This is a genomic window from Rhizobium centroccidentale, assembly GCF_030182565.1.
Lineage (GTDB): Bacteria > Pseudomonadota > Alphaproteobacteria > Rhizobiales > Rhizobiaceae > Rhizobium.
This window is the reverse complement of the sequence record NZ_JAQJCG010000021.1, coordinates 16,515-34,221: the sequence shown is the minus strand read 5'-3', so window position 1 is coordinate 34,221 and position 17,707 is coordinate 16,515. Positions and strand designations below refer to the sequence as shown.

The 17,707-nt window shown below is 61.1% G+C and carries 16 protein-coding genes and 1 tRNA gene; 9 read left to right on the top strand and 8 right to left on the bottom strand.

Annotated elements, in window-relative coordinates:
* Nucleotides 1-92: 92 nt before the first annotated feature.
* Nucleotides 93-168 (bottom strand) — tRNA-Ala (locus tag PH562_RS23725).
* Nucleotides 169-319: 151 nt separating this feature from the next.
* Complete coding sequence (locus PH562_RS23720) at nucleotides 320-700, bottom strand: TIGR02300 family protein (protein ID WP_113232731.1); 381 nt, start codon at nucleotides 698-700, stop codon at nucleotides 320-322.
* 273 nt (nucleotides 701-973) lie between these two features.
* On the opposite strand from PH562_RS23720, the gene aroA reads away from it, so the two are divergent.
* From aroA to rpsA, 4 genes are all read left to right on the top strand, one after another.
* The gene (gene aroA / locus PH562_RS23715; RefSeq protein ID WP_285176115.1) at nucleotides 974-2,329 is read left to right on the top strand and encodes a 3-phosphoshikimate 1-carboxyvinyltransferase; all 1,356 of its coding nucleotides are present in this window, start codon (nucleotides 974-976) and stop codon (nucleotides 2,327-2,329) included.
* An 89-nt stretch (nucleotides 2,330-2,418) separates the two neighbouring features.
* Nucleotides 2,419-3,054 (top strand): FMN-binding negative transcriptional regulator, encoded by a 636-nt coding sequence (locus PH562_RS23710; protein WP_285176113.1) that lies wholly within the window; start codon nucleotides 2,419-2,421, stop codon nucleotides 3,052-3,054.
* Between the two features lie 29 nt (nucleotides 3,055-3,083).
* Entirely contained in the window at nucleotides 3,084-3,716 is a 633-nt protein-coding gene (gene cmk / locus PH562_RS23705) for a (d)CMP kinase (RefSeq protein WP_285176111.1), read from the top strand.
* A 180-nt stretch (nucleotides 3,717-3,896) separates the two neighbouring features.
* A complete protein-coding gene (rpsA, locus tag PH562_RS23700) occupies nucleotides 3,897-5,600 on the top strand; it encodes a 30S ribosomal protein S1 (RefSeq protein WP_092720370.1) in 1,704 nt (567 codons plus the stop codon).
* A gap of 101 nt (nucleotides 5,601-5,701) precedes the next feature.
* On the opposite strand, the gene PH562_RS23695 is transcribed toward rpsA, so the two are convergent.
* The 3 genes from PH562_RS23695 to PH562_RS23685 form a co-directional block, all read right to left on the bottom strand.
* Nucleotides 5,702-7,390, bottom strand: coding sequence for a hypothetical protein (locus PH562_RS23695; protein ID WP_285176109.1), 1,689 nt, complete (start codon nucleotides 7,388-7,390; stop codon nucleotides 5,702-5,704).
* A 237-nt stretch (nucleotides 7,391-7,627) separates the two neighbouring features.
* Nucleotides 7,628-8,254 carry a ribonuclease D gene (locus PH562_RS23690; RefSeq protein WP_095433486.1) on the bottom strand — a complete coding sequence of 209 codons (627 nt, stop codon included), beginning with the start codon at nucleotides 8,252-8,254 and terminating at the stop codon, nucleotides 7,628-7,630.
* 83 nt (nucleotides 8,255-8,337) lie between these two features.
* The gene (locus PH562_RS23685) at nucleotides 8,338-9,168 is read right to left on the bottom strand and encodes a MerR family transcriptional regulator (protein WP_285176106.1); all 831 of its coding nucleotides are present in this window, start codon (nucleotides 9,166-9,168) and stop codon (nucleotides 8,338-8,340) included.
* Between the two features lie 220 nt (nucleotides 9,169-9,388).
* Here PH562_RS23685 and PH562_RS23680 point away from each other — a divergent pair, with 220 nt between their 5' ends.
* A complete protein-coding gene (locus PH562_RS23680; protein WP_285176104.1) occupies nucleotides 9,389-10,660 on the top strand; it encodes a 4-aminobutyrate--2-oxoglutarate transaminase in 1,272 nt (423 codons plus the stop codon).
* Between the two features lie 210 nt (nucleotides 10,661-10,870).
* Nucleotides 10,871-12,352 carry an NAD-dependent succinate-semialdehyde dehydrogenase gene (locus PH562_RS23675; RefSeq protein WP_285176102.1) on the top strand — a complete coding sequence of 494 codons (1,482 nt, stop codon included), beginning with the start codon at nucleotides 10,871-10,873 and terminating at the stop codon, nucleotides 12,350-12,352.
* Between the two features lie 7 nt (nucleotides 12,353-12,359).
* Here PH562_RS23675 and PH562_RS23670 read toward each other — a convergent pair whose 3' ends face one another.
* A complete protein-coding gene (locus PH562_RS23670) occupies nucleotides 12,360-13,133 on the bottom strand; it encodes a metallophosphoesterase (RefSeq protein WP_113232673.1) in 774 nt (257 codons plus the stop codon).
* Here PH562_RS23670 and PH562_RS23665 point away from each other — a divergent pair.
* Both PH562_RS23665 and copD read left to right on the top strand, forming a co-directional pair.
* Nucleotides 13,132-13,494 (top strand): hypothetical protein, encoded by a 363-nt coding sequence (locus PH562_RS23665; protein WP_162738180.1) that lies wholly within the window; start codon nucleotides 13,132-13,134, stop codon nucleotides 13,492-13,494. The genes PH562_RS23670 and PH562_RS23665 overlap by 2 nt on opposite strands.
* An 18-nt stretch (nucleotides 13,495-13,512) precedes the next feature.
* Complete coding sequence (copD, locus tag PH562_RS23660) at nucleotides 13,513-14,397, top strand: copper homeostasis membrane protein CopD (protein WP_285176100.1); 885 nt, start codon at nucleotides 13,513-13,515, stop codon at nucleotides 14,395-14,397.
* Here copD and PH562_RS23655 read toward each other — a convergent pair.
* Together PH562_RS23655 and PH562_RS23650 are read right to left on the bottom strand one after the other, a co-directional pair.
* The gene (locus tag PH562_RS23655; protein WP_285176098.1) at nucleotides 14,394-15,164 is read right to left on the bottom strand and encodes a TIM barrel protein; all 771 of its coding nucleotides are present in this window, start codon (nucleotides 15,162-15,164) and stop codon (nucleotides 14,394-14,396) included. The genes copD and PH562_RS23655 overlap by 4 nt on opposite strands.
* A gap of 62 nt (nucleotides 15,165-15,226) precedes the next feature.
* Nucleotides 15,227-16,177 (bottom strand): helix-turn-helix domain-containing protein, encoded by a 951-nt coding sequence (locus tag PH562_RS23650; RefSeq protein WP_285176178.1) that lies wholly within the window; start codon nucleotides 16,175-16,177, stop codon nucleotides 15,227-15,229.
* Between the two features lie 86 nt (nucleotides 16,178-16,263).
* Between PH562_RS23650 and PH562_RS23645 the strand changes: the two genes are divergently transcribed.
* Nucleotides 16,264-17,538, top strand: coding sequence for an ABC transporter substrate-binding protein (locus PH562_RS23645; RefSeq protein WP_113232669.1), 1,275 nt, complete (start codon nucleotides 16,264-16,266; stop codon nucleotides 17,536-17,538).
* The last annotated feature ends 169 nt before the right edge of the window (nucleotides 17,539-17,707 follow it).

The window sequence follows — 17,707 nt, the reverse complement described above, 5'->3', positions numbered from 1 at the left end:
CATTTGAGAAAGCCCGCTTGCGTTGCTGCGCAACTTCAGCGCGGCAGCCTTCGTCTACTGGCTTGCCGAGCCGAAGCTCGGAGAGCGAAGGCTGGTGGAGCTAAGCGGGATCGAACCGCTGACCTCTTGCATGCCATGCAAGCGCTCTCCCAGCTGAGCTATAGCCCCATCAAGATGGTGCCGTTTGACCGGCCCTGGGTCCCTTCCGAGCGCTTCGCCCGTCGGGGTGGCGGCTTATTACTTGTGGTTTTCACAGATAGCAAGCCGAAAAATTCGGCCCGGGAAATTTTTTCTTTCACCGGGCCGATTGTCTTTCAGATCAGACGTCGTCTTCGTCGCCGGTGACGCCGATGATGTCGCTCATGTCGTCATCGTCTTCATCTTCGTCGGCTTCGAGGAAGGTATCGTCGTCATCGTCACCGATTTCGACATCGTCATCGCCGATATCCGGAATGTCGTCGCCGCCCGCCGCTTCGTCGGCATCCTCGAGCGAGACCAGTTCGACTTCCGTGTTTTCGGTATCGACTTCAGCCACTTCGTCTTCTTCCGGAACTTCCTTGGAAGCGGAGGTTTCCTCGAAGAAGGACAAGGGCCAGGACTTGCCGGTATAGGGCGAGACCACCGGATCCCGGTTCAGGTCATAGAACTTCTTGCCGGTATCGGGATCGGTACGTTTTGTTCCAAGTTCCGCTTTCGCCACTGTCAAAGCCTCATGAATGGCCGAATGAAAATTCGGCAATGCCGGGGAAGCCGGCGTTTTAAGGGAAATATCAGCCGGTCCCCTTAATCGTTGCGGCCGTTTCTGTCAAAGCTAAAGTTCAAGCCGCCTCGAACGTGCTTTTTGCGCATGGCGGGATGACTGGGGAACGGGCCTGTGCTAACCAGCTGGCGTGAACCGCAGAACATCTGGCGCAAGAGCAACGCAGCCAGCACAGAATGCGGATGGAATACCGGCATCGCAAAGGAATTGCCCATGCCGCACGATACCCTTCCCCAACCAGCCGTGGCACGCCGCTCGGCCGGCCTTTCCGGCACGATCCGCATTCCCGGCGACAAATCCATTTCCCATCGCTCCCTGATGTTCGGCGGCCTTGCCGCGGGCGAAACCCGCATCACCGGCCTGCTCGAGGGTGAGGACGTTCTCAACACGGGCAGGGCCATGCAGGCGCTCGGTGCTGCGATCCGCAAGGATGGCGACGTTTGGATCGTCGGCGGCACCGGCAATGGCGGGCTGCTGGCGCCGGAGGCACCGCTCGATTTCGGCAATGCCGGCACCGGCTCCCGCCTGACCATGGGCCTGGTCGGCGCTTACGATTTCGAGACTACCATCATCGGCGATGCCTCGCTTTCGAAGCGGCCGATGGGGCGCATCCTCCATCCGCTGCGCCTCATGGGAACACAGGTCAGAGCGGCCGAGGGCGACAAGCTGCCGGTCACCCTGCGCGGCCCGGGAGTGGCAAGCCCGCTGACCTATCGCGTGCCGATGGCTTCGGCGCAGGTCAAATCGGCGGTGCTGCTGGCGGGCCTCAATGCACCCGGCATCACAACGGTGATCGAGCCCGTCATGACCCGCGACCATACCGAAAGAATGCTTGCCGGTTTCGGCGCAGCACTTTCGGTCGAGACCGATGCGGCGGGCGTCCGCACCATTCGCCTTGAGGGTCAGGGCAAGCTCACCGGCCAGACGATCGATGTCCCCGGCGATCCCTCCTCCGCCGCCTTCCCGCTGGTGGCGGCATTGATCGTACCCGGCTCCGACATCACCATCCGCAATGTGCTGATGAATCCAACGCGCACCGGCCTCATCCTGATGCTGCAGGAGATGGGCGCGGATATCGAGGTCCTCGACCGGCGCATGACGGGCGGCGAGGATGTTGCCGATCTCCGCGTGCGCTCCTCTGCGCTCAAGGGCGTCACCGTGCCGGCCGAGCGCGCGCCGTCGATGATCGACGAATACCCGGTGCTAGCCGTCGCGGCTGCTTTTGCACAGGGCACAACCATCATGCAGGGGCTGGAGGAGCTGCGGGTGAAGGAATCCGACCGGCTCTCGGCCGTCGCCGATGGGTTGAAGCTCAACGGTGTCGACTGCAGCGAGGGCAAGGATTCGCTGATCGTTCGCGGCAGGCCTGACGGCAAGGGCCTGGGCAATGCCGTTGGCCGCAAAGTGAGCACCCATCTCGATCACCGCATCGCCATGAGCTTTCTCGTCATGGGGCTTGCCGCCGAGCATCCTGTCACGATCGACGATTCGGCCATGATCGCCACCAGCTTTCCGGAATTTTTTGCTATGATGACAAGATTGGGCGCGACGATCGAAACCCAGGACTGATAGACCGCGCCATTGGCCATCCGAAGCCTTATCGCACAAGGTTTCCCGGCAAGGCTCCCTGGGAATGGCACAGCAAACGGACCGAAGCCATGTATCAGCCGCCCCATCACCGCGAAGACGATCTCGGCACGCAGCACCAGCTGATCCGCGCGCACCCGCTGGGAATGCTCATCACTGCTGGTGACGGCGGGCTGATCGCCAATGCAGTGCCGTTCCACCTGAATGCGGAGCTTTCGCCGAAAGGGACGCTGCAGGCGCATGTGGCCAGGGCGAACGGCCAATGGAAGGAGATTGCGGCCGGCGCGCCCGTACTCGTCGTCTTCCAGGGCGCCGATACCTATATCACGCCCTCCTGGTATGCGACGAAGCGGGAGACCGGCAAAGTGGTGCCGACCTGGAACTATGCGATCGTACAGGTGCGCGGGAAGGCGCGAACGATCGAGGACCCCACCTGGCTGCTCGCGCAGATCGGCGCGCTGACGCGCGAGAACGAGAGCGATCGCGCCCAGCCTTGGGCGGTGGAGGATGCGCCGCCGGAGTTCATTGCCGCCCAGCTGAAGGGCATCATCGGCATCGAAATCGACATTGAGACGATTGACGGAAAATGGAAGGTGAGCCAGAACCGGCCGCTGGCTGACCGACAGGGCGTGGCCGGAGGTCTTGGCGCAATCGATCGAACGGACGCCGCCGAGATGGCCGATCTGGTGCGTCGCTACAGCAAATAACGAGATATCGGGTAGGGACGGAAGAAGACATGATCATCGCCATCGACGGACCAGCGGCTGCCGGCAAGGGAACTCTGGCGCGCCGGATCGCCGAAGCCTATGGTTATCATCATCTCGATACCGGCCTCACCTACCGCGCCACCGCCAAGGCCCTGCTCGACGCCGGACTGCCGCTTGACGACGAGACGATTGCCGAAGGTATGGCGCGCAAGGTCGATCTCGCCGGGCTCGACCGGGCCGTTCTCTCCCGGCACGAGATCGGCGAGGCCGCCTCGAAGATCGCAGTCATGCCGGCCGTGCGCCGCGCTCTGGTCGAAGCGCAGCGTCGTTTTGCGCAGAAGGAGCCGGGCGCCGTGCTCGACGGTCGTGATATCGGCACCGTGGTCTGCCCGGATGCGCCGGTAAAACTCTATGTGACGGCTTCGGTCGAAGTCCGGGCGAAACGGCGCTACGAAGAAATCATCGAAGCCGGTGGCAACGCCGATTACGACGCCATTTTCGAGGATGTGAAGCGCCGCGACGAGCGCGATATGGGCCGCACCGACAGCCCTTTGAAACCAGCTGAAGAGGCATACTTGCTAGATACCTCAGAAATGAGTATAGAAGCGGCGTTTCAGACGGCAAAGTCGATCATCGACGCCGCTCTGAGCCGAAATGCCTGAAAATTTGAGCGGCCTTCGCGCGCCTCGCGCCGGAAACCGCCGATTTCAAGATAGCCTGACATTCCGTCCAAGCGCCGGATAGCTTCCCGAAGGGAGGCGGACTGGGGTCAGGCCTGTTCAACGCGAACCACCGGCGCATCAGTGTCCAGATTGCATGATCGGGACACGCCAGGAGATTTTATGTCTGTAACTTCCCCCTCTCGCGAAGATTTCGCGGCCCTTCTCGAAGAATCCTTTGCCAAGAACGATCTGGCTGAAGGCTATGTCACCAAGGGCATCATCACCGCCATCGAAAAGGATGTCGCCGTTGTAGACGTCGGCCTCAAGGTCGAAGGCCGCATCGCGCTGAAGGAATTCGGTGCACGCGCCAAGGACGGCACGCTCAAGGTTGGCGATGAAGTCGAAGTCTATGTCGAGCGTATCGAAAACGCGCTTGGCGAAGCTGTTCTTTCGCGCGAAAAGGCTCGCCGCGAAGAAAGCTGGATCAAGCTCGAAGCCAAGTTCGAAGCTGGCGAGCGCGTTGAAGGCGTTATCTTCAACCAGGTCAAGGGCGGCTTCACCGTCGATCTCGACGGCGCTATCGCCTTCCTGCCACGTTCGCAGGTCGACATCCGTCCGATCCGCGACGTGACCCCGCTGATGCACAACCCGCAGCCCTTCGAAATCCTCAAGATGGACAAGCGCCGCGGCAACATCGTCGTTTCGCGTCGTACGGTTCTGGAAGAGTCCCGTGCCGAGCAGCGTTCTGAAATCGTTCAGAACCTCGAAGAAGGCCAGGTTGTTGACGGCGTCGTCAAGAACATCACCGATTACGGTGCGTTCGTTGACCTCGGCGGCATCGACGGCCTGCTGCACGTCACCGACATGGCATGGCGCCGTGTGAACCATCCGTCGGAAATCCTGTCCATCGGCCAGCAGGTCAAGGTACAGATCATCCGCATCAACCAGGAAACCCACCGCATCTCGCTCGGCATGAAGCAGCTCGAGAGCGATCCGTGGGATGGCATCCAGGCCAAGTATCCGGAAGGCAAGAAGATTTCCGGTACCGTCACGAATATCACCGACTACGGTGCATTCGTCGAGCTGGAGCCGGGCATCGAAGGCCTCATCCACATCTCGGAAATGTCCTGGACCAAGAAGAACGTTCACCCCGGCAAGATCCTGTCCACGAGCCAGGAAGTCGAAGTCGTCGTTCTCGAAGTGGATCCGACCAAGCGTCGTATCTCTCTCGGCCTGAAGCAGACGCTGGAAAACCCGTGGGCAGCATTCGCCCGCAACCATCCGGCCGGCACCGAAGTCGAAGGCGAAGTCAAGAACAAGACCGAATTCGGCCTGTTCATCGGCCTCGACGGCGATGTGGACGGCATGGTTCACCTCTCCGACCTCGACTGGAACCGTCCGGGCGAGCAGGTCATCGAAGAGTACAACAAGGGTGACGTCGTCAAGGCTGTCGTTCTCGACGTCGACGTCGAGAAGGAACGCATCTCGCTCGGCATCAAGCAGCTCGGCAAGGACGCAGTCGGCGAAGCAGCAGCTTCCGGCGACCTGCGCAAGAATGCAGTCGTTTCCTGCGAAGTCATCGCAGTCAACGACGGCGGCATCGAAGTGAAGCTCGTCAACCACGAAGACATCACCTCGTTCATCCGCCGCGCCGATCTGTCGCGTGACCGTGACGAACAGCGTCCGGAGCGTTTCTCGGTTGGTCAGGTTGTCGACGCCCGCGTCACCAACTTCTCCAAGAAGGACCGCAAGATCATGCTGTCGATCAAGGCTCTGGAAATCGCAGAAGAGAAGGAAGCCGTTGCTCAGTTCGGTTCGTCCGACTCGGGCGCTTCGCTCGGCGACATCCTGGGTGCGGCTCTGAAGAACCGCAACGCCGAATAATCTTCGGTAGACGCCTGGAAACAAAAGACCCGCCGGAGCGATCCGGCGGGTTTTTCTTTGTCTGGAGTGTCATGCCTATGTCTGCTGCCTCTTCGGGCAGTCTATTCCCAGGCCACCATGCGTCGATAGAAATCGAAGGCGTGGTCGTGGAGCGGATCGCGCAGAGGCTGCGGCAAGGCAACGAGCTCCGGCATGACGTTATCGTCCTCCGCGGAGGCCGGGCCAGCTTCCGCTTCGTCGGATGCCTCGCCCTCTGCTTGTGCCGATAATTCCTCGGCATGGGCCTCCTCTTCATCCTGGCCTTGCGGGGTCTCCTCATCCTGACCCTGCCCGCCCTCCTCATCGCCGACGGGGTCAACGCGATTGAGCAGCTTCGATTCGTCATTCTTAATCGGGGTATCGACCGGCAGATAATTCGCCACGACGAAGGGAACGCCGAGCGGTGGCAATGCCTGCATTCCCGCCTGTTCCGCGGCCTCATAGGCTACCATCGGCACGGCGGATGATGTTTGCAGCGATGGTTTGCCGGAAGCTGCGGGAAGAACGTCGGGTGTTTCGGGTCCTTCCGCCAATGACACCGGCATGGCCGCCGCTGCGACCGGGCTCTTGGCACCTTCATTGACGGCCGGCGGCTGCGTGGACGATGCCTGCGCCGCGGTATTGCCGGTCAGCGCCTGGGCGATGATCTTCTCTGCGGAAGAGGAGGGATTGTTGATGATCTGAAGAAGATCGGAACCGGTCGCCATCGCGGGCGGACTGATGATGACCTGCAGGCCCTGTTTGATGTCGGCTTCTATCTGCTGGATATCGCGCGGCACCGGTGGCGGCGTCAGCGGCGACCGGATCAATGCGACTTCTGTCGGCAGTTCGGCCTCGGCGGCGATCGCCGTCAGCAGTACGCTCGCGGTCAAATCATCGACGAGAGACGCGAGCGCGGAAGGCTGGACCGTGGCAGTTGCGGCGGCACCACTGCCGGCAAGCGCGGCTTGCGGGGTCGCGGCGATACCGTTTTGCGCGACCGTCTGCGCTTGAGTCGTCTGGGCAGCAGCCGGCGCCGATTGAGATTGGACGGGAATGCCAGATTGCAGCGTCGGCTGCGCCGCAGGTGCCGGCTGGGCGGCAGGCTGAGCCGTCGCTGGTGTGGCCGCGGTCGTAGACGCAGGTGTCGACATGGCGGAAGCCGGTTCTTCTGCGGCAGCGGCAAGCGCCGTTGCCAGGGTGGCCAGATCGGCCGCCTTCTGCAGCGGGGCTGAAACAGGTGCCTGGGAGGCTGGCGTTTCCGCTTCGCCGGCATTCTGCCCATAGGAATTGACGACCGCCTTCAGGACAGCGTCCGGCTCGGTGACCGACGCCTGCTCCAGGCTGAGAGCCAGCTGTACCGCCTGCGGGCTTTCCGGATTCTCCAATGCCGCTGTCAGAAGCGGCAGTGGCACTGGCGTCCTCATCTGCATATCCATTCGCTGCTGCGCGGCGGCGAGCTGCGGTGGCGTCAGGCTGCGGATTGCGGCGGCAACACGCTGCGCATAGGCAGTATTGCTTTCACCCGGCTCACGGGAAACATTCACCACCTTGCTGGCGGCATCGATCGCGGAAAGCAGACTGTCGAGCATGCGTTCGCGGGCCGCGACCAGCAGCATGTTCAGCTTGCCCTCGACGTTGGCATTGACGGTGCTCGACAGGACGGCGAGCGGCGTTGCTGTCGTCTGAAGCCCGGAGGTCTCGGCCGTTGCGGCGATCGGCTTCTCAATGGACACACCCACAGCGGACACGGCACCAACGGGAAGCAACATGACATGCTCCTTTGTCTGGCAAGGCGACGATGGAAGCGGGAAGCAGGTTCAATCGAGGTCCGCTCATGCGGCCTATGGATTTCCTAGCGCCGGATAACCGAATTGGCGAGGCGCGAACGCGCAGAACTGGAAATCATCCGCAAAATAGCAGTCTAGTCCTTAACAGATCACTAAATAAAAGGGCCGATGCCACTTCCGCGACGCCGGCCCCTGGATTTCGCCCTGCAAGCGAAGCAATCAGCTGTGCGCGAAGATATCCGCCTCTTCCCAGCCGAGAAGGTCGAGCTTGGCGCGCGTCGGCAGGAAGGCGAAGCAATCATCCGCATAGTCCATGCGGCCATCGCGCAGCAGGCGTTGCGTCAGCTTTTCCCGTAGCGCATGCAGATAAAGTACGTCGGAGGCGGCATATTCGAGCTGCGCCGGCGACAGCGTTTCCGCCGCCCAGTCTGACGATTGCTGCGCCTTGGAAATATCGACGTCCAACATCTCCTTGAGATTGTCCTTCAGGCCGTGACGGTCGGTATAGGTACGGCAGAGACGCGAGGCGATCTTGGTGCAGAAGACCGGCGTCGTGGTAACGCCGAACGTATGGAACAACACGGCGATATCAAAGCGGCCGTAATGAAAGATCTTCTGATGCGTCGGGTCGGCGAGCATGGCAACGAGATTGGGGGCCTGCTTCTGGCCAGCCGCGATGCGGATGATGTCAGCAGTGCCATCTCCCGGCGAAAGCTGCACGAGGCAAAGTCGGTCGCGTCGTGGAACGAGGCCGAGGGTTTCGGTGTCGATGGCAATGGCGCCGGTATAGCGGGCGGCATCCTCAGTGGAAATATCGCCTTCGTGATAACGGATGGTGGCAGCCATGAGATTCTCCCGGCTCTGTCGTTCTGAATTCGCTTTTTGTCCGTTCTACAGAATAGACGGGATGAGAACCATACCGGCGCCCGTCAAAAAGTCGGCGGCGTATTGATCCAGAGCAATATGGTCTCACCGTCATGGCGATTGCGCCAGGAATGATAACGGCGGCTTTCGAAATAAAGGGAATCTCCGGGCAGGAGATCGAAGAACTGATCGCTGTCGAGCACCAGTTCCAGGTGACCGGCAAGGACATGGATGAACTCCTCGCCTTCGTGGCGATAGGCACCCTCGCTTGCCGCACCGGGTTCGAGCACGAAGCGATGGCAGTCCATCATCGTCCGTCCTTCGGCGAGAAGCTGGACAGTGACGCCCGGCGTCGTCGCCGGCCAGGAACGCCATTCGCCTGACCGGATGAGTGCGGGAACATCCTCCCGCTCCTCACCAGACAGGCGCGATACCGTCGTGCCATAATAATCCGCGAGGTCGTGCAGCGTCTTGAAGCTGACACCCTGCGAGGTGCGTTCCAGGGTCGAGAGCGTCGACGACGTCATACCGATGTCGGCGGCGACCTGCTCCAGCGTCTTGCCGGCGGCATGGCGCAGTGACCGGAGCCTGCGGCCGATATCGGAGGAGGCCGGTTGCTCGCCATTCTCAAGGCTGGCCGCGCCACCCTCTTCCATCTCCAGCGCCTCCCGAATCGCAGCCGGATTGAGACCGCGCTCCGCCCGAAACCATGCAATGCGTTTCAGCCGCGCCACGTCCTCGGCGCTGTACTGGCGGTGCCCGGTCTCGGAGCGGGAGGGAACGACCAGCCCCTGGCTTTCCCATAGCCGCAGCGTGGAGGCCGATACGCCGGCAAGACGCGCCGCTTCCGCCACCTTGTAGCGCACCGGGTGTCGCTCCGGCTCGATGCTGCTCATTTGCCACGATTCCTGATTTTCGTTTTCGATCCGTTTAGCACGGATGATGCGACTTAGCGCGCCTTAAAAGCCGCGCGGCACTCCATGTGAGTCTTTCGCGCATTCTTGTCACCCGCACAAAATCTCGCTTGAAATCTTGCAGGAAAAATGTAGGAGTTTTCTAAATAACTTGCAGAACTTCTGCAAGATAATTCGGAAACGCCTTCCTGGAGCCACTGCAATGACTTTGACCGAGCGGAAGAACGCCGCCATTTCCCGCGGCGTCGGCATGACGACGCAGATCTACGCCGATCGCGCCGAAAATGCCGAAATCTGGGACAAGGAAGGCAATCGCTATATCGATTTCGCTTCCGGCATTGCTGTGGTGAATACCGGCCATCGCCACCCTCGCGTCATAGCCGCCGTCAAGAAACAGCTCGACCGCTTCACCCATACCTGCCATCAGGTCGTGCCCTATGAGAGCTATGTGCATCTGGCCGAACGGCTGAACGCGATCGTCCCCGGCGATTTCGCCAAGAAGACGATCTTCGTGACGACGGGCGCGGAAGCGGTCGAAAACGCCGTCAAGATCGCCCGCGCCGCCACAGGCCGCTCCGCGATCATCGCCTTTGGCGGCGGTTTCCATGGCCGTACCTTCATGGGTATGGCGCTGACCGGCAAGGTCGCGCCCTATAAGATCGGCTTCGGCCCGATGCCGGGCGATGTCTTCCATGCGCCCTTCCCGGTACCGCTGCACGGCATCAGCGTCGAGCAGTCGCTGGCGACGCTGAAGAAGCTCTTTGCCGCCGATGTCGATCCGCAGCGCGTGGCCGCCATCATCCTCGAGCCCGTCCAGGGCGAAGGCGGTTTCTATCCGGCGCCGTCAGCCTTCATGAAGGCGCTGCGCGAAATCTGCGACCAGCACGGCATTCTCCTGATCGCTGACGAAGTTCAGACCGGCTTTGCGCGCACCGGCAAGATGTTTGCAATGGATCACCATGAGGTGGCGGCCGATCTCGTCACCATGGCGAAGAGCCTTGCCGGCGGCTTTCCGCTCGCCGCTGTCACCGGCCGCGCCGAAATCATGGATGCACCCGCTCCAGGCGGCCTCGGCGGCACCTATGGCGGCAATCCGCTCGGGATCGCCGCTGCCCATGCCGTGCTCGACGTCATCGCCGACGAGGGTCTGTGCGATCGCGCTAATCAGCTCGGCTCACGCCTGAAACAACGTCTGGAATCGCTGCGCGACAAAGTGCCTGAGATTGCTGATATCCGCGGTCCCGGCTTCATGAACGCGGTGGAATTCAATGATGCGGCGACAAAGCTGCCGAGCGCGGATTTCGCCAACAAGGTGCGACTGGCCGCGCTCGACAGGGGGCTGATCCTGTTAACCTGCGGTGTCTACGGCAACGTCATCCGCTTCCTGTCGCCGATCACCGTTCAGGACGGCGTGTTCAGCGAAGCGCTCGACATTCTTGAGGCATCGCTAATCGAGGCGAGCGCCGCCCGCTGACGGCAAGGGCAATCGCATATGAAATGAGGTCGCTGCCGCGCGTCCCCTTCTCCCCTCGGGGAGAAGGTGCCGTCAGGCGGATGAGGGGGTGCCAAGCGCACCAAAATTCACGCATCCGAGCCGGTCGGCGCCCTCATCCGACCCTTCGGGCCACCTTCTCCCCACGGGGAGAAGGAACTGGCGGCACCAAACAATATCGGAGTGCATAGCATGTCCTTTACAACGGCAATGACCAAGCATGTTCCCTTCTCCTCGCGCCTCCTGCGCGCCGCCGGCTATATCAACGGCGCCTGGACCGGCGGCGGGGCGACGAAGACTTTCGATGTCATCAACCCCGCGTCAGGCGAAGTGCTGGCTTCGCTGCCGGATATGGGTGCTGCCGAAACGACGGCCGCCATCGACGCAGCCTATATAGCCCAGACCGCCTGGGCCGCCCGCCCGGCCAAGGAACGGGCGACAATCTTACGGAAATGGTTCGACCTCATGATCGCCAATGCCGATGAGCTGGCGGCAATCCTGACTGCCGAGATGGGCAAGCCGCTGCCGGAAGCCAAAGGCGAGATCCTCTACGCCGCGTCCTATGTCGAATGGTATGCGGAAGAGGCCAAGCGTATCTATGGCGAAACCATCCCCGCGCCGTCCAACGACAAGCGCATGGTCGTCATCAAGCAGCCGGTTGGCGTCGTCGGCACGATCACGCCCTGGAACTTCCCGGCGGCGATGATTGCCCGCAAGATCGCACCGGCGCTTGCCGTCGGCTGCACCGTGGTTTCGAAACCCGCCGAACAGACGCCGCTGACGGCGATCGCGCTTGCCGTGCTTGCCGAAGAGGCGGGCTTCCCCCCCGGCGTGCTCAATATCATCGTCGGCATCGACGGCCCCGCCATCGGCCGCGAGCTTTGCGGCAATCCGAAGGTGCGCAAGATCAGCTTCACGGGCTCGACGGAAGTCGGCCGCATCCTGATGCGCCAGTGCGCCGACCAGATCAAGAAGGTCAGCCTCGAGCTCGGCGGCAATGCGCCTTTCATCGTTTTCGACGACGCCGATCTCGACGCCGCCGTCGAAGGCGCCATGGCTTCGAAATACCGCAATGCCGGCCAGACCTGCGTCTGCGCCAACCGCATCTATGTGCAATCCAATGTCTATGACGCCTTTGCCGCCAAGCTTGCCGCGAAGGTGGGCGAACTTTCCGTGGGTGACGGCTTCAAGCCGGGCGTGACCGTAGGACCGCTGATCGACGAACAGGGTGTCGCCAAGGCCGAAGACCATGTTCGGGATGCAGTTTCGAAGGGAGCACGCGTCGTCCTCGGCGGCAAGCGCATCGAGGGTGTCGGCACCTTCTTTGCACCGACCATCCTGACTGGCGTCGACCGAAGCATGAAGGTCGCCCGCGAGGAAACCTTCGGCCCGGTGGCACCGCTCTTCCGCTTCGACACCGTCGAGGATGTTATTGAGCAAGCAAACGATACCGAATTCGGCCTTGCCGCCTATTTCTTCGCCGGCGACCTCAAGAAGGTCTGGCGCGTGGCCGAGGCACTGGAATACGGCATGGTCGGCATCAATACCGGCCTGATGTCATCGGAGACGGCGCCGTTCGGCGGCATCAAGCAATCCGGGCTCGGCCGCGAAGGCTCGCGCCACGGCGCCGACGACTATCTGGAAATGAAGTATCTCTGCATCGGCAATCTATAGCCGGCTATTAAGTTGACGTAATGTGAATGCGGCCCTGCCATAGCCGGGCCGCGCTTAAACGGTCGGTGTAAAAAGCGCCGGTATCGAGATTGAGCCTGAGGCCATTGACTTCGGCCCGCTGGACTGGTGTGTGTCCGTGGATAATCAGCTTCGGCAGCGGCTGTGCGCTGTCGTAGAAGCGCGAGCGGATGAAGATGAGGTCGTCATCTTGCTGATGGGCAATCGACCGATCAGGATCGATGCCGGCATGGACGAATAGGACCTCTGGCGTATCCAGCATAATAGGCATTCGGCGCAGGAAATTGACGTGATCGTCGGGCAGCCAGGTGCGAATGAAAGTATCGAGCTTCTTCTGCTTGGGATATAGCTGCTGCAGACGAGGGATATCCACGCCATAGGAGGCGAGCGTCGCATCTCCACCCAGCGCCACCCAATCCTCGAGCGATATCTCGCCGTCGACATAGGACAGCATCGCCATCTCATGATTGCCGGTGAGACATATGCGGTCGAAGCCGTTCGGCGGCGGCGCCATCAGGCGGCCGACGACCTGAGCAGAGGCGGGGCCGCGATCGATGTAATCTCCGAGCATGATGATGAGTTTGCGGCCCGGCAGGTCGGCGGCATCGGCGAAGATCTTGCGTTCCAGCGCGCTCAACAGATCGTAACGGCCATGAACGTCACCGATGACGTAGGTGGGCATGTCGAGATGTTCGAGCCATTCCCGGCGTCGACGATGGCCGAAGCCATTGACCATTTTTTCGCGTATTCTGGACGCCGCCATGAACCTGCCTTTCGAGCGCACACCCCGGAACGCCTCAACCGTGTCTGCAAAAAGGACTCAAAAGCGACGATTCTTTGCCAGAAAGGCGGATATCATCGCTGATGACGGTTCTGCCAGCAGCAGCGAACCTGCGGCACCGACCCGCCTTGCGGCAAAGCGTCCTGAACGGCGCCTTTATGCATGGAGAAAGTTGACAGTGCGTATCCGCAATCTTATCGCGCCAACCACACTGGCGCGAGAAATTCCCGCCGTTCAACCCAAGAAAACATGGGTACCGGACAGCTTCGGTATATTGGCTGCCGGATTGCCGCCGCAAACAACATGCCTCAAACTGGGAACGTTCCATTCATGGCGACTGTAAACTTATCGTGAAGTCCTGATGGATACGACGACAGCGCTCCAACTCTGCCGCTTTTTGCATGACGCATCCCTGATGTTTCTATGGGGCGCCTGCGCCTATCTTTCGTTCCTCGTACCAAGAGCGCTTGCCGACACCGTTTGGCGCAGGGTTGCAAAACCGTTTGTGCTGGTTGTCGCGATTGCGGTTTTAACGGCACTGGCCGCACTACCTGTGACGACGGCGACTATCGGCAATGGCTGGAGCGATACGCTCGATGTCGGCATGCTCCATGATGTGATTTTCGAAACCACGATCGGGGTCGCCTGGCAGGCGCAAACGCTGGCAGCCATCGTGATGATTTGCGCTTTGTTTCTGCCGCCGAACTGGCGCCGCCACGGGCTGGCCTTGGGCGCCGGCCTCGGCCTTGCCTCTCTGTCATGGACCGGGCACGCCTCGATGCTGGAAGGTTGGCTCAAGCAGGCGCACCGGGCCAACGATATCTTGCATATGCTTGCCGGCGGCGGCTGGGTGGGGGCGCTGGTGCCGCTGCTCCCTATCCTCAAGCTTCTCGGCCGACCGGAATGCCGGGCAGAAGCGCAAATGGCGTTGCGCCGGTTCTCCAATGCAGGTCACGTTGCAGTCGCGCTCGTCATTTTCTCCGGCATCGTCAACACGCTGCTGATCCTGAAACGCCTGCCGACGGACTGGTCTTCGCCGTATCAGAAGCTGCTTGCCATCAAGATCGCGCTGGTCGCCGTCATGGCCGTGCTGGCCATCATCAACCGCTACCTCTTCGTTCCCTGGATCGGCCGCAATCACGACCGCGCGCTGCTGGGCCTTCGGCTCGGAAGCATCGGCGAGATCGTTATCGCCATTGTCGTCATCGCCCTCGTCGCCGTCTTCGGTATGATGGAGCCGGTCTAGCCGCCGAGCGATTTCACGACAGCGCGAACGGCCGCCGGATCTTGCGTCGTCGGCTTGTATTCTAGACCCACCCTGCCGCGATAGCCTTGGCCGTACAGCCAATCCAGCCGCTCCGCCAGATCAACATGGCCGGTGCCGGGATCGTTGCGGCCGGGATGATCGGCAACATGGAGATGGACGATGCGGTCGACGCGATCGCCGATCACCTGCTGCGTATCTTCGCCCATGACCGCCGAATGATAGAGATCGTAGACGATACCCACTTCCGGACGGCCGACCTCATCGACAATATCGAGGCCTTCCACGGTCGAGGATAGATAGTAGCCGGCATGGTCTATCCTCGTGTTCAGCGGCTCGAGGCCGAGGCGAACGCCGGACCCTTCGAGAATATCGGCACCGGCGCTGAGGGCAGCGACGATGGCCGCGCGCTGCCCGGCACGGGAAAACTCCAGCAGATCATCGCCGGCCTGCGCGATCAGAACTGGTGCGCCAAGGTGCTGGGCGACAGCAACGGACTCTCGCAGTCCCTTCAGCCACGCCTCTTTGTTTGCTAGATTCGTCAGCGCGATCATCGGCTCGGCGACGATGCCGGACACCGCAATGCCGGTCTCGGCGACGACAGCGGCGATCGCGTCCAGATCCTTGTTGGTCCAGTGCCAGAATTCGACCGCATCGAGCCCGGCCGAGTGTGCCAGCCTGACCCGATCGGCAAAAGCGTCGCCATCGCGCGCAAACAACCACTCGATACAAGCCGAAAACTGCCGCATGAGATCCTCCTCCCTCATCGGTCAGGAGCAATGCGCGAGATCGCCCATGACTGCAAGCCTCGCTAGCGATGATATTGCTGCGGCAGCCGCGGCATCGAAGGTTTGATGGCCTCTACCTTCACTGCAGAGAGCACGCGCATGTCGCGCCGGAAATCGGAAGGCGACATCCCGGCAATATGGCGGAAGGATTTGTTGAAGGCGCTGATCGAGCCGAAGCCGCTGTCCATCGCGACCTGCAGAACGTTGGCGCCGTCGCGCATCAACATCGCCTGGGCCCGCGAAAGGCGCAGCAGGTTCACATATTTGGCCAGCGTCATGCCGGTGGATTTCTTGAAGAGGTTCATTGCGTACTTCGGATGGAGATTCGCTGCCTTGGCGATGTCAACCGTATCGATGTCATGCAGGAAATTATCGGCGATGAAATCGCACATGCGCGCCAGGCTGCGTGAAGATTGCGGATGAGCCTGGTCATTGGCCGCATTCCCGGTCTTTTCCGGCACCATGCGATATGGCTCGAAAGCGATGCGCTCCAAACGCAGCAGGAGTTCCGCCACGGCGTGTTCCGCCTTGGCGCCGTCGCCGGACATGACATAGCGGTGCCATCGGGCGAAGTTCTCGTCATCGGCGGCATCGGTCGCCGAGCTTATCAATGCCTGTCCGCGAATGAGGCGGCCGGAGATGTCGAGCGGCAGACGCAGGCGGAAAAAATGCACGAGCGGCAGATGCGCGCCCGCATAGATCGAATCGTCGGACAGCTCGTCCAGCTGATGCGGCTGACCGCCCCAGAAAAGGCAGATCTCACCGGCTCGCAAAGTAAGCTCGTGATCGCCTATGCGGTAGTGCACGGTCCCGCGGACAATGTAATTGACTTCCACCTGCGCGTGCCAATGCGGCTTTGCCATCGGCAACGGCTGGTTATGAAACATCTGCAGGACGTTTGGGAGCCCTTCGACACTGCTCGCACCCGGCTGATAAACTGCCCGTTGACCTACCTTACTTTTCGCCAAGTCGATGTTCCCTTTTTAGGAGACAGAAGCGTACCGGCGGATAGTTTAAGCGTGTTCTACTGAGGACGGCAATTGAAAAGGGAGGATTTTCAATGCGTTTAAAACTTGCTGGAGCGACGGCACTTGCTGCCCTGCTTGCTTCCGGTTCTGCCTTTGCTGAGCAAACCACCATCACTGTTTGGAGCTGGAACATCGCCGCGTCGGCGCTGAAGTCGACGGTCGAGGGGTTCAATAAGAAAAACCCCGACATCAAGGTCGAGGTTCAAGACATCGGCAACCCACAGGTCTTCGACAAGATGCTGGCTGCCTGCGCTGCCGGTGGGGATGGCCTGCCTGATGTCATGTCGATCGAAAACCACAAGGCTTCGATCTTCTGGAACCGCTTTCCGGACTGCCTGACCGATCTCACGAAGCTTGGCTACAACGACGAACTGAAGAAGCAGTTTCCGGATTTCAAGCGCGCCGAGCTTGAAGTCGGCGATGCCGCCTACGCGATGCCGTGGGATTCCGGCCCGGTCACCATGTTCTATCGCCGTGACCTCTATGAAAAAGCAGGCGTCGATCCGGCAACGATCAAGACCTGGGACGATTTCATCGCCGCCGGCAAGAAGATCTCCGCCGCCAATCCCGGTGTCGTCATGACGCAGGCCGATCTCAACGGCGATAGCGAATGGTTCCGCATGCTCGCCAACGAACAGGGCTGTGGTTATTTTTCGAGTGACAGCCAGAGCATCACCGTCAACCAGCCCGGCTGCGTCAAAGCGCTGGACAAGGTGAAGGAGATCAAGGACGCGGGCCTGATGACCGCGGCGAACTGGAACGAGAAAATTCAGGCGAACACTGCAAGCAAAGTGGCATCGCAGCTGTATGGCGGCTGGTATGAAGGCACCGTCCGCTCCACCTCGCCGGATCTCGCCGGCAAATGGGGCGTCTACCCGATGCCGAGCATGACGGCCGACGGCCCGCATGCAGCCAATCTCGGCGGTTCGTCGCTCGCAATCGCCAGCGGCTCCAAGCACAAGGAAGCCGCCTGGAAATTCCTCGAATACACGCTTGGTACCAACGAGGGGCAGGTGACCATGCTGAAATCCTTCGGTCTCGTGCCGTCGCTGTTGACGGCGGTGAAGGATCCCTTCGTCAACGAACCGCAGCCCTATTGGGGTGGGCAAAAGGTCTGGGCCGATATTCTCGCCACCCTGCCGAAAATCCACCCGAGCCCGGGCACCCAGTATTTCAGTGACGCCGACGAGGTCATAAAGGCTGTCCAGACGAAATATCTCGCTGGCGGCTATCCGAACGGCAAGGCCGCGCTCGACGATGCGGCTCAGCAGATCGCTTCGGCGACAGGTCTGCCGCTCGCGAAATGAGGGACACTGCCGGGCGTGCCTCCCAAGCCGCGCCCGGCACCCCCGCCGCCCTCCGGCTCTAAAATCAAAGAAGTAGAGCGTGACGTCGTCCGAAAACCGCCTACACTTTTCGGCGTCACGCTCCAGGGCGGCGGGGGTGTGATGTCACGCGTGATTTCACTGCGCTAAA

Bases quoted from the DNA above. Each gene is read 5' to 3' on its own strand.
- PH562_RS23695 (WP_285176109.1), bottom strand. From the start codon at position 7,390: ATGTTGCTTCCCGTTGGTGCCGTGTCCGCTGTGGGTGTGTCCATTGAG.
- PH562_RS23645 (WP_113232669.1), top strand. From the start codon at position 16,264: ATGCGTTTAAAACTTGCTGGAGCGACGGCACTTGCTGCCCTGCTTGCT.
- PH562_RS23655 (WP_285176098.1), bottom strand. From the start codon at position 15,164: ATGCGGCAGTTTTCGGCTTGTATCGAGTGGTTGTTTGCGCGCGATGGC.
- rpsA (WP_092720370.1), top strand. From the start codon at position 3,897: ATGTCTGTAACTTCCCCCTCTCGCGAAGATTTCGCGGCCCTTCTCGAA.
- PH562_RS23710 (WP_285176113.1), top strand. From the start codon at position 2,419: ATGTATCAGCCGCCCCATCACCGCGAAGACGATCTCGGCACGCAGCAC.
- copD (WP_285176100.1), top strand. From the start codon at position 13,513: ATGGATACGACGACAGCGCTCCAACTCTGCCGCTTTTTGCATGACGCA.
- PH562_RS23675 (WP_285176102.1), top strand. From the start codon at position 10,871: ATGTCCTTTACAACGGCAATGACCAAGCATGTTCCCTTCTCCTCGCGC.
- cmk (WP_285176111.1), top strand. From the start codon at position 3,084: ATGATCATCGCCATCGACGGACCAGCGGCTGCCGGCAAGGGAACTCTG.
- aroA (WP_285176115.1), top strand. From the start codon at position 974: ATGCCGCACGATACCCTTCCCCAACCAGCCGTGGCACGCCGCTCGGCC.
- PH562_RS23670 (WP_113232673.1), bottom strand. From the start codon at position 13,133: ATGGCGGCGTCCAGAATACGCGAAAAAATGGTCAATGGCTTCGGCCAT.
- PH562_RS23685 (WP_285176106.1), bottom strand. From the start codon at position 9,168: ATGAGCAGCATCGAGCCGGAGCGACACCCGGTGCGCTACAAGGTGGCG.
- PH562_RS23665 (WP_162738180.1), top strand. From the start codon at position 13,132: ATGAACCTGCCTTTCGAGCGCACACCCCGGAACGCCTCAACCGTGTCT.
- PH562_RS23690 (WP_095433486.1), bottom strand. From the start codon at position 8,254: ATGGCTGCCACCATCCGTTATCACGAAGGCGATATTTCCACTGAGGAT.
- PH562_RS23680 (WP_285176104.1), top strand. From the start codon at position 9,389: ATGACTTTGACCGAGCGGAAGAACGCCGCCATTTCCCGCGGCGTCGGC.